14 protein-coding genes are annotated in these 12728 nt (G+C 70.8%); 8 read left to right on the plus strand and 6 right to left on the minus strand.

The window, feature by feature from the left end; genetic code table 11:
* Positions 1-14: 14 nt before the first annotated feature.
* Positions 15-755 (minus strand): 3-oxoacyl-ACP reductase FabG, encoded by a 741-nt coding sequence (gene fabG / locus VO99_RS16490; protein ID WP_046113964.1) that lies wholly within the window; start codon positions 753-755, stop codon positions 15-17.
* Positions 756-856: 101 nt separating this feature from the next.
* Here fabG and VO99_RS28925 point away from each other — a divergent pair, with 101 nt between their 5' ends.
* From VO99_RS28925 to VO99_RS16525, 7 genes are all read left to right on the plus strand, one after another.
* Complete coding sequence (locus tag VO99_RS28925; RefSeq protein ID WP_052736397.1) at positions 857-1609, plus strand: HAD family hydrolase; 753 nt, start codon at positions 857-859, stop codon at positions 1607-1609.
* A gap of 61 nt (positions 1610-1670) precedes the next feature.
* A complete protein-coding gene (locus VO99_RS16500) occupies positions 1671-3038 on the plus strand; it encodes an LLM class flavin-dependent oxidoreductase (protein WP_046113965.1) in 1368 nt (455 codons plus the stop codon).
* Between the two features lie 87 nt (positions 3039-3125).
* The gene (locus tag VO99_RS16505) at positions 3126-4301 is read left to right on the plus strand and encodes an acyl-CoA dehydrogenase family protein (RefSeq protein ID WP_046113966.1); all 1176 of its coding nucleotides are present in this window, start codon (positions 3126-3128) and stop codon (positions 4299-4301) included.
* 14 nt (positions 4302-4315) lie between these two features.
* Positions 4316-5146 (plus strand): methionine ABC transporter ATP-binding protein, encoded by an 831-nt coding sequence (locus VO99_RS16510; RefSeq protein WP_083440656.1) that lies wholly within the window; start codon positions 4316-4318, stop codon positions 5144-5146.
* Positions 5139-5801 (plus strand): methionine ABC transporter permease, encoded by a 663-nt coding sequence (locus VO99_RS16515; RefSeq protein WP_046113967.1) that lies wholly within the window; start codon positions 5139-5141, stop codon positions 5799-5801. The genes VO99_RS16510 and VO99_RS16515 overlap by 8 nt, the downstream gene beginning before the upstream one ends.
* Before the next feature lie 20 nt (positions 5802-5821).
* On the plus strand, positions 5822-6670 hold the full coding sequence (locus VO99_RS16520; protein WP_046113968.1) for a MetQ/NlpA family ABC transporter substrate-binding protein: 849 nt from the start codon (positions 5822-5824) through the stop codon (positions 6668-6670).
* Positions 6671-6768: 98 nt separating this feature from the next.
* Positions 6769-7503, plus strand: a complete 735-nt coding sequence (locus VO99_RS16525) for a MetQ/NlpA family ABC transporter substrate-binding protein (protein WP_232315393.1) — start codon at positions 6769-6771, stop codon at positions 7501-7503.
* Between the two features lie 6 nt (positions 7504-7509).
* Here the strand turns inward: VO99_RS16525 and VO99_RS16530 are convergent, their stop codons facing one another.
* The 5 genes from VO99_RS16530 to VO99_RS16550 all read right to left on the minus strand — a co-directional run bounded on the left by VO99_RS16530 (position 7510) and on the right by VO99_RS16550 (position 12006).
* On the minus strand, positions 7510-9297 hold the full coding sequence (locus VO99_RS16530) for a family 2A encapsulin nanocompartment cargo protein cysteine desulfurase (protein WP_046114059.1): 1788 nt from the start codon (positions 9295-9297) through the stop codon (positions 7510-7512).
* An 11-nt stretch (positions 9298-9308) separates the two neighbouring features.
* Complete coding sequence (locus tag VO99_RS16535) at positions 9309-10241, minus strand: family 2A encapsulin nanocompartment shell protein (RefSeq protein WP_046113970.1); 933 nt, start codon at positions 10239-10241, stop codon at positions 9309-9311.
* Between the two features lie 96 nt (positions 10242-10337).
* Complete coding sequence (locus VO99_RS16540) at positions 10338-10613, minus strand: helix-turn-helix domain-containing protein (protein ID WP_083440657.1); 276 nt, start codon at positions 10611-10613, stop codon at positions 10338-10340.
* Positions 10613-11554, minus strand: a complete 942-nt coding sequence (epsC, locus tag VO99_RS16545) for a serine O-acetyltransferase EpsC (RefSeq protein ID WP_046113971.1) — start codon at positions 11552-11554, stop codon at positions 10613-10615. Before epsC ends, VO99_RS16540 begins: the two co-directional genes overlap by 1 nt.
* On the minus strand, positions 11539-12006 hold the full coding sequence (locus VO99_RS16550; RefSeq protein ID WP_046113972.1) for a rhodanese-like domain-containing protein: 468 nt from the start codon (positions 12004-12006) through the stop codon (positions 11539-11541). The genes epsC and VO99_RS16550 overlap by 16 nt, the downstream gene beginning before the upstream one ends.
* Positions 12007-12247: 241 nt before the next feature.
* Between VO99_RS16550 and VO99_RS16555 the strand changes: the two genes are divergently transcribed.
* Positions 12248-12682, plus strand: a complete 435-nt coding sequence (locus VO99_RS16555) for a VOC family protein (protein ID WP_198156967.1) — start codon at positions 12248-12250, stop codon at positions 12680-12682.
* Positions 12683-12728: the final 46 nt, after the last annotated feature.

Below are 12728 nucleotides of genomic sequence, written 5' to 3' on the forward strand. Positions count from 1 at the left end.
GCCGGCCGGCCCGGTCAGATCGACACGCCGCCGCTCACCTCCAGCACCGCGCCGTTGATGTAGCCGGCCTCGTCGCTGGCCAGGAAGGCATGGGCGGCGGCCACGTCCTCGGGCTGGCCGATGCGCTTCATCCAGCAGGCCTGCTCGATGCCGGCACGCACCGCATCCGGCACCGCCGCCAGCATCGGCGTGGCGATGGCGCCCGGCACCACCACGTTCACCCGCACGCCCTTGGGTCCCAGTTCGCGGGCCCAGGTCTTGGTCAGGCCGATGAGGGCCGACTTGCTGGCCGCATAGTTGCCCTGGCCGAAGTTGCCGTACACGCCGCTGATGCTGGCGGTATTGACGATGGCGCCGCGGCCCTGCCGCAGCAGCGCGGGCAGCACCGCCTGCGTGCACTGGAACACGCCCTTGAGGTTGACGTCGATCACCGCATCCCACTGCTGCTCGGTCATGTGCTGCAGGCGCGCGTCGCGGGTGATGCCGGCGTTGTTCACCAGCACGTCGATGCGGCCCCAGCGCTGCAGCACCGCGGCCACCATCGCATCCACGGTGTCGCGGCGGGCCACGTCCACCGCCTGCGCCATCGACTGGCCGCCCTGCTGCGCCAGCGCATCCGCGGCCTGCTGCGCCGCCTGTGGATCCACGTCGCACAGCACCACCTGTGAACCTTCCTGCGCAAACCGGCGCGCGGCCGCCAGGCCAATGCCCTGCGCCGCACCGGTGACGATGCACACCCTGCCCTGGAATCGCATGCGGCCTCCTCCGATGTTGAAGCCGCAGGCTAAGCGCGGCGGCCGGCGCTGTCTGTCAGCCGCGAGAACGACAGCCCGCACCCGGTGGTAAGGTGCGGCGCATGGCCCTCGACCTCAGCCGTGTGCGTGCCCTGTGCTTCGACATCGACGGCACGCTGTCCGATACCGACGACCACCTGGTGGCACGGCTGGCCGCGCTGCTGGATGCGCTGCCGCTGGTGAGCGGCCGGCGCGCCGAGCGGCTGGCCCGGCAAGTGGTGATGGCCGCCGAGACGCCGGTGCATGCGGCCTATGCGCAGCTGGATGCCCTGGGCCTGGACGTGCCGCTGGGCTCGCTGCGCGACCGCCTGCGCCGCATCAAGCGCCTGGGTGCCGACCCGGCCCACACCCGCAACGTGGCTGCCGCCGACGAGCTGCCGCACGAGATGGTGGCCGGCGTGCAGCAGATGATCACCACGCTGGCCGCGCACTTCCCGATGTGCACCATCTCCACCGGCGGCGCACCGCGGGTGGAGCGCTTCCTGCAGCACTATGGCGTGCGCCAGCACTTCGTGCAGGTGATCGGCGCGCAGACCACCCGCCGCATGAAGCCGCACCCGGAGCCATTGCTGTTTGCCGCGCAGTCCATGGGCGTGGCGCCGGAGCAGTGCCTGATGATCGGCGACACCACCATCGACATCCGCACCGGCACCTCGGCCGGCGCGCAGACGGTGGGCGTGCTGTGCGGCTTCGGCACCGAGGCCGAGCTGCTGCAGGCCGGCGCGCACCTGATCCTGCCCACCACCTCCGACCTGCTGCAGGTGCTGCGCCCGGCCAGCGACACCCTGCACGGCTCGGCCGCGCCGGCCGGATAAGCAGCCTCGGAAATCTTCGTTGCGTGGCCGGCGGGCCCGGGCTGCAATGCCCGCTTTGCCCATGGCGCGCATCCCGCACATCCTGCTCAACGCATTCGAGATGAACTGCGTGGGCCACATCAACCACGGCCTGTGGACCCATCCGCGCGACCGCTCGGCCGACTACACCACCCTGCCCTACTGGACCCGGCTGGCCAGCACGCTGGAGCGTGGCCTGTTCGACGGCCTGTTCCTGGCCGACATCGTCGGCGTGTACGACGTGTACCAGGGCAACGTGGACCTGCCGCTGCGCGAGGCCATCCAGCTGCCGGTGAATGATCCGCTGATGCTGGTCTCGGCCATGGCCGCCGTCACCCGGCACCTGGGCTTCGGCGTCACCGTCAACCTGGGCTATGAGCAGCCCTACCTGCTGGCCCGCCGCTTCTCCACGCTGGACCACCTGAGCGAAGGCCGCATCGGCTGGAACATCGTCACCGGCTACCTGGACAGCGCCGCCCGTGCCATGGGGCAGGCCGGCCAGGCCGCGCACGACGAGCGCTACGACCGTGCCGATGAATTCATGGAAGTGGTCTACCAGCTGTGGGAAGGCAGCTGGGAGGACGGCGCCGTGCGGCGCGACAAGGCCCGGCGCCTCTATGCCGACCCCGCCCGCGTGCACCAGGTGCGGCACCACGGCCGCTGGTTCGACATGGAGGGCTACCACCTGGCCGAGCCTTCGCCGCAGCGCACGCCGGTGCTGTTCCAGGCCGGCAGCTCCGGCCGCGGCCAGCGCTTCGCGGCGCGCCATGCGGAATGCGTGTTCATCTCGCCGCCCGACAAGGTCACCGCCAGGCGCATGGTGCACAGCCTGCGCCAGGCGCTGGTGGAGGCCGGCCGCCGGCCCGACGACGTGAAGGTGCTGATGGGCACCGCGGTGGTCACCGGCGCCACCGAGGCCGAGGCCCGGGCGCTGCATGCCGAGTACCTGCACCATGCCAGCACCGAGGCCGGCCTGGCGCATTTCGCTGCCTCGGTGGGCGTGGACTTCGCGCGCTACGAGCTGGACGAGCCGGTGGACTACCGCCCCGGCCAGGCCATCGAATCGGCGCGCGCCAGCGCGCAGGAACACGGCTGGACCCGCCGCAAGCTGCTGCAGATGTTTGCGCTGGGCGGCCGCTACCCGGCCATCGTGGGCAATGCGAGCCAGGTGGCCGACGAGCTGCAGTCCTGGGTGGTGGACACCGGCATCGACGGCTTCAACCTGAGCCGCACCGTGGTGCCGGAAAGCCATGAGCGCTTCGTCGACCTGGTGGTGCCCGAGCTGCAGCACCGCGGCCTGTACAAGACCGCCTATGCCGAGGGCACGCTGCGCCACAAGCTGCATGCGCAGGGGCCGCGCCTGCCCACGCGGCATGCCGCCGCGGCCCATCGCCGGCCGCCCCGGGACTGAAGGCGCCGGGGCGCTTCTCAGCTTTCCGAGCAAGCAGCGTCGGAAACATTCGTTGGCTGCACAAGCCCGGCTGGCAACACTGCCGGCATGTGCAATGCTTCCATCGACGAGAGAACCGAACAGCTGGCGCGCCGGCTGGAGGCCACCGCGGTGGAACGCGACCGCCGAGGCGGCCATGCCGCCGACGAGCGGCAGGCCATCCGCGACAGCGGCCTGCTGGGCCTGCTGATCCCGCGGGAGGCCGGCGGCCTGGGCGCCGACTGGCCCACGCTGTACCGCGTGGTGCGCCGGCTGGCGCAGGCCGACAGCGCCCTGGCCCATGTGTTCGCCTTCCATCACCTGCAGGTGGCCACGGTGCTGTTGTGGGGCACGCCTGCGCAGCAGCGGGTGCTGCTGCCCCGCTCGCAGGCCGAAGGCTGGTTCTGGGGCAATGCGCTCAATCCGCAGGACACGCGCCTGGCGGCCACGCCGGTGGCCGACGGCTGGCAGCTGCACGGCGCCAAGAGCTATGCCTCGGGCTCGGTGGGCGCCGACCGGCTGGTGGTGGGCGCGCTGGTGCATGGCGCCGACGGCAGCAGCACGCGGCTGGTGGGCCACCTGCCCACCCAGGCCCCCGGCGTGGTGGTGCAGCCCGACTGGGATGCCTTCGGCCAGCGCCAGACCGACAGCGGCCAGGTGCATTTCCACGACGTGTTCCTGCCCACGCGCGACGTGCTGCAGGGCCCGTCCCACGTGCCCACGCCGCGGTCCACGCTGCGCACGCTGGTGTCGCAGCTCATCATGGCCAACCTGTACCTGGGCATCGGCCAGGCCGCCTTCGAGGCCGCGCGGCGCTACACGCTGGAGAAGTCACGGCCCTGGCCGCAGGGCAGCACCGCCCGCCTGGCCGACGAGCCGCAGCTGCAGCAGCGCTACGGCGAGCTGTGGCTGCTGATCCGCCCCGCCGAGCTGGCCTGCGATGCCGCCGCGCTGGCGCTGCAGGCCGCCTTCGATGGCGGCGACGCACTGACCGCCGAACACCGCGGCGCGCTGGCCGGCCGCGTGGCCGAGGCCAAGGTGCTGGCGCACCGCGCGGGCATCGAGGTGAGCTCGCAGATCTTCGAGCTCACCGGCGCCGGTGCCACCAGCACCCGGCTGGGCCTGGACCGCTTCTGGCGCAATGCCCGGGTGCACACGCTGCACGACCCGGTGGACCTGAAGCTGCGCGACATCGGCCGCCACCGCCTGCTGGGCCAGCTGCCCGAACCCACTTCGTATTCCTGACCCGAGCTTTCCTCATGGCCACTGCTTCCGACGAGCCGCTGATCCGGCTCGACAACGTTTCCAAGCGCTTCGTGCTGCCCGATGGCCGGCCCTTCGATGCGGTGCATCCCACCTCGCTCGACATTCCGCGCGGCGACGTGTTCGGCCTGGTGGGCAAGAGCGGCGCCGGCAAGTCCACGCTGCTGCGGCTGGTCAACCTGCTGGAGCGGCCCGACCAGGGCCGGGTGTTCGTCGCCGGCCGCGAGCTCACCGCGCTGGACAAGCGCGCGCTGCGCGAGGCACGGCAGCACATCGGCATGATCTTCCAGCAGTTCAACCTGCTGCAGAACGCGACGGTGGCCGAGAACGTGGCCTTCCCGCTGCGCATCCACGGCCGCCACGGCGCGGCGCAGATCGATGCACGGGTGCGCGAATGCCTGGCGCTGGTGGGCATCGCCGACAAGCTGCACAGCCATCCGGCGCAGCTGTCGGGCGGGCAGAAGCAGCGCGTGGCCATCGCCCGGGCGCTGGCCAGCCGGCCCGACGTGCTGCTGTGCGACGAACCCACCTCGGCGCTGGATGCCGAGACCACCGAATCGCTGCTGGCCACGCTGCGCGACATCAATGCGCAGCTGGGCGTGACCATCGTCATCGTCACCCATGAGCTGCCGGTGGTCACCGCGCTGTGCCGCCAGGTGGCGGTGGTGGAGGAAGGCCGCATCGCCGAGCGCTTCGCGGTGGACGACACCAGCCGCCTGCCCGTCACCCGCCTGGGCCGCGACCTGGTGCGGCTGAAGGCCAGCCCTGCGCCACACGACGGCAATCCCCGTCACGACCTCGACCGCCTGGAGGCCGCCCATGCCTGAGAACATCGCCGCCATCCTGCCCGAGCTGTGGACGGCCATCGGGCAGACCTTCCTGATGCTGGGCATCGGCCTGGCCGCGGCACTGGTGATCGGCGGTCCGCTGGGCGTGTGGCTGTTCCTGCTCAGCCCGGGGCAGACGCTGGAGAACCGCCCGCTGTTCACCGTCGTCAGCTGGCTGGTGAACACGGTGCGCTCCTTCCCCTTCATCATCCTGCTGGTGGCGCTGGTGCCCATCACGCGGGTGATCGCGGGCAGCTCCATCGGGCCGGTGGCCGCGGCGGTGCCGCTGTCGTTCGCGGCCATCCCGTACTTCGCGCGGCTGGTGGAACAGTGCCTGCGCGACGTGCCGCGCGGCGTGATCGAGGCCGCCCATGCAATGGGCGCCTCCGACCTGCAGATCGTGGCCCGGGTGCTGCTGGTGGAGGCCCGCTCGGGCCTGGTGCTGGCGCTCACGGTGCTGGCCATCAGCTTCCTGTCGTATTCGGCGGTGGCCGGCGTGGTGGGCGGCGGCGGCATCGGCGACCTGGCCATCCGCTACGGCTACTACCGCTTCCAGACCGATGTGATGGTGCTTACCGTGGCCATCCTGGTGGTGCTGGTGCAGGGCATCCAGTTCGGCGGCAATGCGCTGGCGCGCCGCCTCGACAAACGTTGATCCAGTCAAGGACTTTCATCATGAGCTTCACCCGCCGCGACCTCGTCGCCTCGCTCGCCTTCACCGCCACGCTGGCGCTGGCCGCCGTGCTGTCGCCCGCGCATGCACAGGCGCAGGACAAGAAGGAACTGGTGTTCGGCGCCACCGCCGGGCCCTATGCCGACCAGATCAAGCTGGGCATCAAGCCGCTGCTGGAGAAGAAGGGCTACCGCGTGAAGGTGGTCGAGTTCAACGACTACATCCAGCCCAACTTCGCGCTGGCCCAGGGCGCGCTGGATGCCAATGCCTTCCAGCACATCGTCTACCTCACCAAGTTCGCCACCGAGAACAAGCTGGCGCTGAGCGAGCTGCTGAAGGTGCCCACCGCGCCGATCGCCATCTACAGCAAGCGCCACAGGACGCTGGACGTGAAGGAAGGCGCCACCGTGGCCCTGCCCAACGACCCCACCAATGCGGCGCGGGCGCTGCTGGTGCTGCAAGAGATCGGCTGGCTGAAGCTGCGCGAGGGCTACGACCCGATCCGCGCCTCGGAGAAAGACGTGGCGCAGAACCCGAACAAGCTCAAGCTGATCCCGATCGAGGCGGCGCAGCTGCCGCGCAGCCTGGACGACACCGACTATTCCTTCGTGAACGGCAACTTCGCGCTGGCCTCGGGCCTCAAGCTCACCGAGGCGCTGGCGCTGGAGAAGACCGGGCCCACCTACCAGAACCTGGTGGCCATCCGCACCGAGGACAAGGACAAGCCCTGGGTGAAGGACATCGCCGAGGCCTACCGCTCGCGCGAGTTCCTGGCCGTGACCGAGCAGAAGTTCGCCGGCTTCGTGAAGACCGACTACCAGCAGGCGCTGCAGGCGGGGGCGGCCAAGTGAAGCACTTGTCTGGACAAGTCGTGCCGGTGGGCAAAGGGTTGTCGAAGCGCAACCTGGTGCTGGGCGCGCTGGCCGCGGCCGTGCTGGTCGCCACCGGCATGGCACACGCGCAGGACACCACCATTCGCATCGCCGTCACCGCCGGCCCGCATGCGCAGATCGCCGAGGTGGCGAGGAAGGTGGCCGCGCGCGACGGCCTGGTGCTGAAGATCGTGGAGTTCCAGGACTACATCCAGCCCAATGCCGCGCTGGATGCGGGCGACGTGGAAGCCAACAGCTACCAGCACCGGCCGTTCCTCGATTCGCAGGTACAGGCGCGCGGGTACAGGATCACCGCGGTGGGCAACACCGTCACCTTCCCGATGGGCTTCTATTCCAAGCGTTTCAAGTCGCTGGCCGACCTGCCGGCCGGTGCGCGCGTGGGCATCCAGAACGACCCGTCCAACAGCGGGCGCGCGCTGCAGCTGCTGCAGAAGGCCGGCGTGATCCAGCTCAAGTCCACGGCCGGCATCAGCGCCACGGTGGCCGACGTGGTGGCCAACCCCAAGGGATTGAAGATCGTGCAGGTGGAAGCGGCCCAGCTGCCGCGCAGCCTGGACGACCTGGACGCCGCGGCGATCAACACCAACTACGCCCTGCAGGCCGGGCTGGTGCCCACCCGCGACGCCATCGCCATCGAGGCGCCCGACAACCCCTATGCCAACCTGCTGGCGGTGCGCACCGCCGACAAGGACAAGCCCTGGGTGCCCAAGCTGGTCAAGGCCTTCCAGTCGCCGGAGGTGCGGCAACTGGTGCAGAGCCAGTTCAGCGGCTCGATGGTGCCGGCGTTTTGAAGCGGCTCAGCGCTGGCGCCCGTTCGCCAGCCGCTGCACCACCGCCACCATGCGGTCCACTTCCTCGCAGGTGTTGTAGAAGGCCAGCGAGGGCCGCACGGTGGTTTCCAGGCCGAAGCGGCGCAGGATGGGCTGGGCGCAGTGGTGGCCGGTGCGCACCGCGATGGCTTCGCGGTTGAGGGCCTGGCCCACCTCCTCGGTGGTGTAGCCCTCCAGCACGAAGCTCAGCACGCTGGCCTTGTGGGCCGCGGTGCCCACCAGCCGCACGCCCGGGATCGGCCGGATGCGGTGGGTGGCGTAGTCCAGCAGCGCATGTTCATACGCGCCGATGGCCTCGATGCCGATGCGCTCCACGTACTCCAGCGCGGCGCCCAGGCCCACCGCGTCGGCGATGTTGCCGGTGCCGGCCTCGAAGCGCGTGGGCGGGCCGTGGTACACGGTGCGCTCGAAGGTCACGTCGGCAATCATGTTGCCGCCGCCCTGCCAGGGCGGCATGTCCTCCAGCACCTCGCGCTTGCCGTACACCACGCCGATGCCGGTGGGCCCGAAGACCTTGTGGCCCGAGAACACCAGGAAGTCGGCGTCCAGCGCACGCACGTCCACCCGCATGTGCGAGACGGACTGCGCCGCATCCACCAGCGCCCGCGCGCCGGCCGCATGGGCCATGGCCACGATCTGCTGGACGGGCGTGACGGTGCCCAGCGCATTCGACACCTGCGTGCACGAGACGAGCTTGGTGCGCGGGCCCAGCAGCCTGGCGTATTCGGACAGGATCACCTGGCCGTCGTCGTCCACCGGGATCACGCGGATCACCGCGCCCTTCTCGGCGGCCAGCTGCTGCCAGGGCACGATGTTGGCGTGGTGCTCCAGGTGCGACACGATGATCTCGTCGCCCGCGCCGATGTGCCTGGCACCCCAGCTCTTGGCGATGAGGTTGATGCCCTCGGTGGTGCCGCGCACGAAGATGACCTCGTCCACCGAAGCCGCGCCGATGAAGCGGCGCACGGTTTCGCGCGCGCCCTCGTAGGCGTCGGTGGCGCGGGCGGCCAGCGTGTGCGCCGCCCGGTGGATGTTGGAGTTCTCGTGCGCGTAGAAGTACGCCAGCCGGTCGATCACCGCCTCCGGCTTGTGAGTGGTGGCCGCGTTGTCGAACCACACCAGCTGCCGGCCGTTGATGCGCTCCTGCAGGATGGGAAAGTCGCGCCGCACCGCATGCACGTCGAAGGCCGGCTGCGCCGTGGCGCTGCCGTGCAGCGCGGGCTGGGCGGCCGGCACCGCGCCGGGCACCGTGGCCCCCGGGCCGTCGATGAAATAGAAGCCGGTGGCACCTGCTGCCGGCGTGGTGCGCCAGCCTTCGCGGCCCGCGAAGCCCGGCGCGGCCGCGGGCCGTTGCGGCACGCCCAGCAGCTGGCTGCCCAGGCAGCCGTCGTAACCCGGGGCGGCCACCAGCGCGTGGTCGGGCACGCCGTTGGCCGCCTGCGCATGCGGCAGCAGCGCCGGTGCCTGCGCCAGCACGTTGGCCGGCGATGACGGGGAGGTAGGCAGCAGGTTGGCACCGGGTGCCGCCGCGCCCATCGGCTGCAGCGACGGTGTGGCCGGGCCGGCCGCGCCCGGCGGCAGCGTGAGGCCCGCCGGCTGCGGATGGGCCGGCAGCGGCACGCCGCCGGTGGCCGGCGCGCTGCCCGGCAGCGCCGAGAAGAACTCGCCGGCCATGCGCGCCAGCGCGGCGGCATCGGGCAGGCCGGGCGGCGGGGCCGGGTGGGCCACGTCGTCGAGCAGGGATTGCAGGCTCATGGCGTCGCCGGTCACTTGTAGGTGTCGGGGTACTCGTGGTACTTGCCCACTTCCACGTCTTCCAGCACCGCCAGCGCATCGTCGGTCTGCACCGCCAGCGAGCAGTACAGCGAGATCAGGTACGAGGCGATGGCATTGCGGTTGATGCCCATGAAGCGCACGCTCAGGCCCGGGCTCTGCTCACCGGCCAGGCCGGGCTGGTACAGGCCCACCACGCCCTGGCGCTTGTCGCCCACGCGCAGCAGCAGGACCTTGGTCTTGCCGTCGGCCAGCGGCACCTTGTCGCTGGGGATCAGCGGCAGGCCGCGCCAGGTGAGGAACTGCGAGCCGAACAGGCTGACCGTGGGCGGCGGCACGCCGCGGCGGGTGCATTCGCGGCCGAAGGCGGCGATGGCCAGCGGATGGGTGAGGAAGAAGGCGGGCTCCTTCCACACCTTGGTCAGCAGCTCGTCCAGGTCGTCCGGCGTGGGCGCGCCCGTCAGCGGGTACACCACCTGGTCGGGGTGCACGCTGGCCAGCAGGCCGTAGTCGGGGTTGTTGATCAGCTCGCTTTCCTGCCGCTCCTTGATCGTCTCGATCGTCAGGCGCAGCTGTTCCTTGATCTGGTCGTGCGGGCTGCTGTAGAGGTCGGACACGCGGGTGTGCACGTCCAGCACCGTGCTCACCGCATTCAGGAAGTACTCGCGCGGCTGCTCCTCGTAGTTGACGAAGGTGCTGGGCAGGCGCGATTCGTCGCGCTGGGTGCAGGCCACCAGCACGTCGTTCGGGTTGCTGACCTTGTTCAACCGGTAGATACCGGCTTCCACCGGCAGCCACTGCAGCAGGTGCGTCAGCCAGCGCGGGCTGATCGTGGACAGGATGGGCGCGGTCTTGGTGGCATTGGCCAACTGGCGCGCGGCGTTGTCGCCCAGCGCCAGTTGCGGCGCGGCGGAAGCTTCTGACATGGATCCTCCTGGAACGGAAATACTTCTTGTGATGAACGAACGAAGCAAACCGAATTAGCGGCCAGGCACCGCACCGCTTCAACCGGCTATAGCCGTCTATGTGGCGTGTTCGCAGCGCTGCAGCAGCTGCCACAGCGGCACTTCCAGCGCGGCGGCCAGCTTGGCCGCGGTGGCCAGCGAGGGCATGACCACGCCGCGCTCGATCTCGCCCATGTAGGAGCGGTTGAGCTCGGCCTGCCCGGCCAGGCGCTCCTGCGACCAGCCCCGGCCTTCGCGCAGCCGCCGCACCACCGCGCCGAAGCGGCCGATGGCCAGCGCCGGTGCGGGCGGTCCTTCGCGCGCCAGCAGGGCGCCGTCTTCCAGCGTGGCCATCACGTGGCCTCCGCGCCCGGGCCGGCGCCGGTGTGCTGCGCCTGGTTGATCCGGCTGCCGGGCGGCACGCTGTGGGTCAGCCACACGTTGCCGCCGATGGTGGAGCCGCGACCGATGGTCACCCGGCCGAGCACCGTGGCGCCGGCATAGATCACCACGTCGTCCTCCAGCACCGGATGGCGGGCGCCGCCCTTCTGGATATGGCCGGCCTCGTCGGTCTCGAAGCGCTTGGCACCCAGCGTGACGGCCTGGTACAGCCGCACGTTGCGGCCGATCTCGGCCGTCTCGCCGATGACGACGCCGGTGCCGTGGTCGATGAAGAAGCCGGCCCCGATGCGCGCGCCGGGGTGGATGTCGATGCCGGTCTCGCCATGCGCCAGCTCGGCCACGATGCGGGCCAGCAGCGGCGTGCCCAGCATGTGCAGCCGGTGCGCGATGCGGTGGTGGATCATCGCGTGGATGCCGGGGTAGCACAGCAGCACCTCGTCCACGCTGCGGGCCGCGGGGTCGCCCTGGAAGGCAGCCAGCACGTCGCTGTCCAGCAGCTGGCGAAGGGTGGGCAGCGAGCTGCCGAAGGCCCGCACCAGCGCCAGCGCGCGTGCCTGCGAATCGGCCTCGGTCTCGCCGCTGTCGCGGGTACGGGCCTGGTGGCGCAGCTCCAGCCGCACCTGCTCCAGCAGCGCGCCCAGCGCGGTGTGCAGCGTGGCGGCGATGTATTCGTCCTCATGCTCCTGGCGCAGGTCGGGCGGCCCCAGCCGCATGGGAAACAGCGCGCCGCGCAGCTGGCCCACCACCTCGGCCAGCGCCTCGCGCGCGGGCAGCTCGCGGCCGCCCACTTCCTGCAGCCGGTGCTGCGAGGTGCGCCAGCGCTCGCGCGCGGCACGCAGCTCGGCCACCACGCCGGGCACGCCCAGTGCGCTGGGGCTCAGTCCTGTTGCCATGGCAGCCCCCGGTAGCGCCAGCCGTCGGCGGTGCCGCGCTGCTGGGCGTCGTTCAGTTCCCCTTCGAAACCTTCACGGATGTTGAACACCTGGCTGAAGCCGGCCTTGGCCGCGGCCTCGGCGGCCAGGGCCGAACGCTTGCCGCTGCGGCACAGCAGCAGCACCGGCGCATGCCGCGGCACCTTGGCTTCCAGCTCCCGCACGAAGCGCGGGTTGCGCGTGAGCGCGGTGCCGGTGGCCCAGGCCACGTGCAGCGTGCCGGGCACATGGCCCACGAACTTGCGCTCCTCGGCGGTGCGCACGTCCACGATGCGCACGGCGCCGGCCTGCGCCAGCTGCCAGGCTTCCTGCGGGCTCACGCTGCCGGCGAACGGCAACCCCTGGCTGGCGGCCTGCTGACGGGCCTGCTGCAGGATCGGATGGACGACAACTTCTTCGAGTACGGCGGACATGCGGGCTCCTGTGGCCTGATTGGTGGCGATAGACGGCAGCCGCAGCTTAGGCAGGCCGCGGCGCGCGGCCAAGGAAGGGATTCGAGCTTGCATATGCGACATCTGTAACAAGAGGCCCCTCCACCGCAGCCCGCGGGCAGGCCGCGATATGCGCCGGCCGCCTGTGCATAGCCAAAGCGATTCCTTCCCCCGTGGCGGCGGCGCACCTAGTCTTCGAGCGCATCCCTTGGAGACCACCGCCGTGAACGACCGCCTGCGCCAAGCCTTCACCTGGATCGAGGGCGTGGACCACATCCAGCTGCCCATCGACCCTGGCGGCAGCGCCGTGGCCCGTGCCTTCTATCAAGACCTGCTGGGCCTGGCGGAGGTGCGCAGCCCGCTGCTGGACCGGCCGGGCACGCTGCGCTTCGCGCTCGGTGCGCACCGCCTGGACCTGACCGAGGGCCACTACACCGGCGTGGCGCCGCAGGCGCACCTGGCGCTGCGGGTGCATGGCCTGGAGGCGTTGGCGCAGCGGCTGCGTGCGGCCGGCCTGCCCATCGACCGCGCCCCGCTGCCCAGCGGCGAGGACCGGCTCTACGTGGAAGACCCGTTCCGCAACCGACTGGAGTTGATCGGCCTGCCGTTGCAGCCGTCGGCGGCACCTCCCCTGGGCAACCTGCGCATCAGCCGTTGACGCAGCACATTTGCATATCTGTTTTCGTTTCTTATCAATTAGGCGG

Origin of the sequence: Aquincola tertiaricarbonis, from assembly GCF_000969605.1 — a bacterium.
Lineage (GTDB): Bacteria > Pseudomonadota > Gammaproteobacteria > Burkholderiales > Burkholderiaceae_C > Aquincola > Aquincola tertiaricarbonis.

Bases quoted from the DNA above. Each gene is read 5' to 3' on its own strand.
- VO99_RS16550 (WP_046113972.1), bottom strand. From the start codon at position 12,006: ATGTCCGCCGTACTCGAAGAAGTTGTCGTCCATCCGATCCTGCAGCAG.
- VO99_RS16530 (WP_046114059.1), bottom strand. From the start codon at position 9,297: ATGAGCCTGCAATCCCTGCTCGACGACGTGGCCCACCCGGCCCCGCCG.
- VO99_RS16535 (WP_046113970.1), bottom strand. From the start codon at position 10,241: ATGTCAGAAGCTTCCGCCGCGCCGCAACTGGCGCTGGGCGACAACGCC.
- epsC (WP_046113971.1), bottom strand. From the start codon at position 11,554: ATGGCAACAGGACTGAGCCCCAGCGCACTGGGCGTGCCCGGCGTGGTG.
- VO99_RS16515 (WP_046113967.1), top strand. From the start codon at position 5,139: ATGCCTGAGAACATCGCCGCCATCCTGCCCGAGCTGTGGACGGCCATC.
- VO99_RS16540 (WP_083440657.1), bottom strand. From the start codon at position 10,613: ATGGCCACGCTGGAAGACGGCGCCCTGCTGGCGCGCGAAGGACCGCCC.
- fabG (WP_046113964.1), bottom strand. From the start codon at position 755: ATGCGATTCCAGGGCAGGGTGTGCATCGTCACCGGTGCGGCGCAGGGC.
- VO99_RS28925 (WP_052736397.1), top strand. From the start codon at position 857: ATGGCCCTCGACCTCAGCCGTGTGCGTGCCCTGTGCTTCGACATCGAC.
- VO99_RS16505 (WP_046113966.1), top strand. From the start codon at position 3,126: ATGTGCAATGCTTCCATCGACGAGAGAACCGAACAGCTGGCGCGCCGG.
- VO99_RS16525 (WP_232315393.1), top strand. From the start codon at position 6,769: ATGGCACACGCGCAGGACACCACCATTCGCATCGCCGTCACCGCCGGC.
- VO99_RS16520 (WP_046113968.1), top strand. From the start codon at position 5,822: ATGAGCTTCACCCGCCGCGACCTCGTCGCCTCGCTCGCCTTCACCGCC.
- VO99_RS16500 (WP_046113965.1), top strand. From the start codon at position 1,671: ATGGCGCGCATCCCGCACATCCTGCTCAACGCATTCGAGATGAACTGC.
- VO99_RS16510 (WP_083440656.1), top strand. From the start codon at position 4,316: ATGGCCACTGCTTCCGACGAGCCGCTGATCCGGCTCGACAACGTTTCC.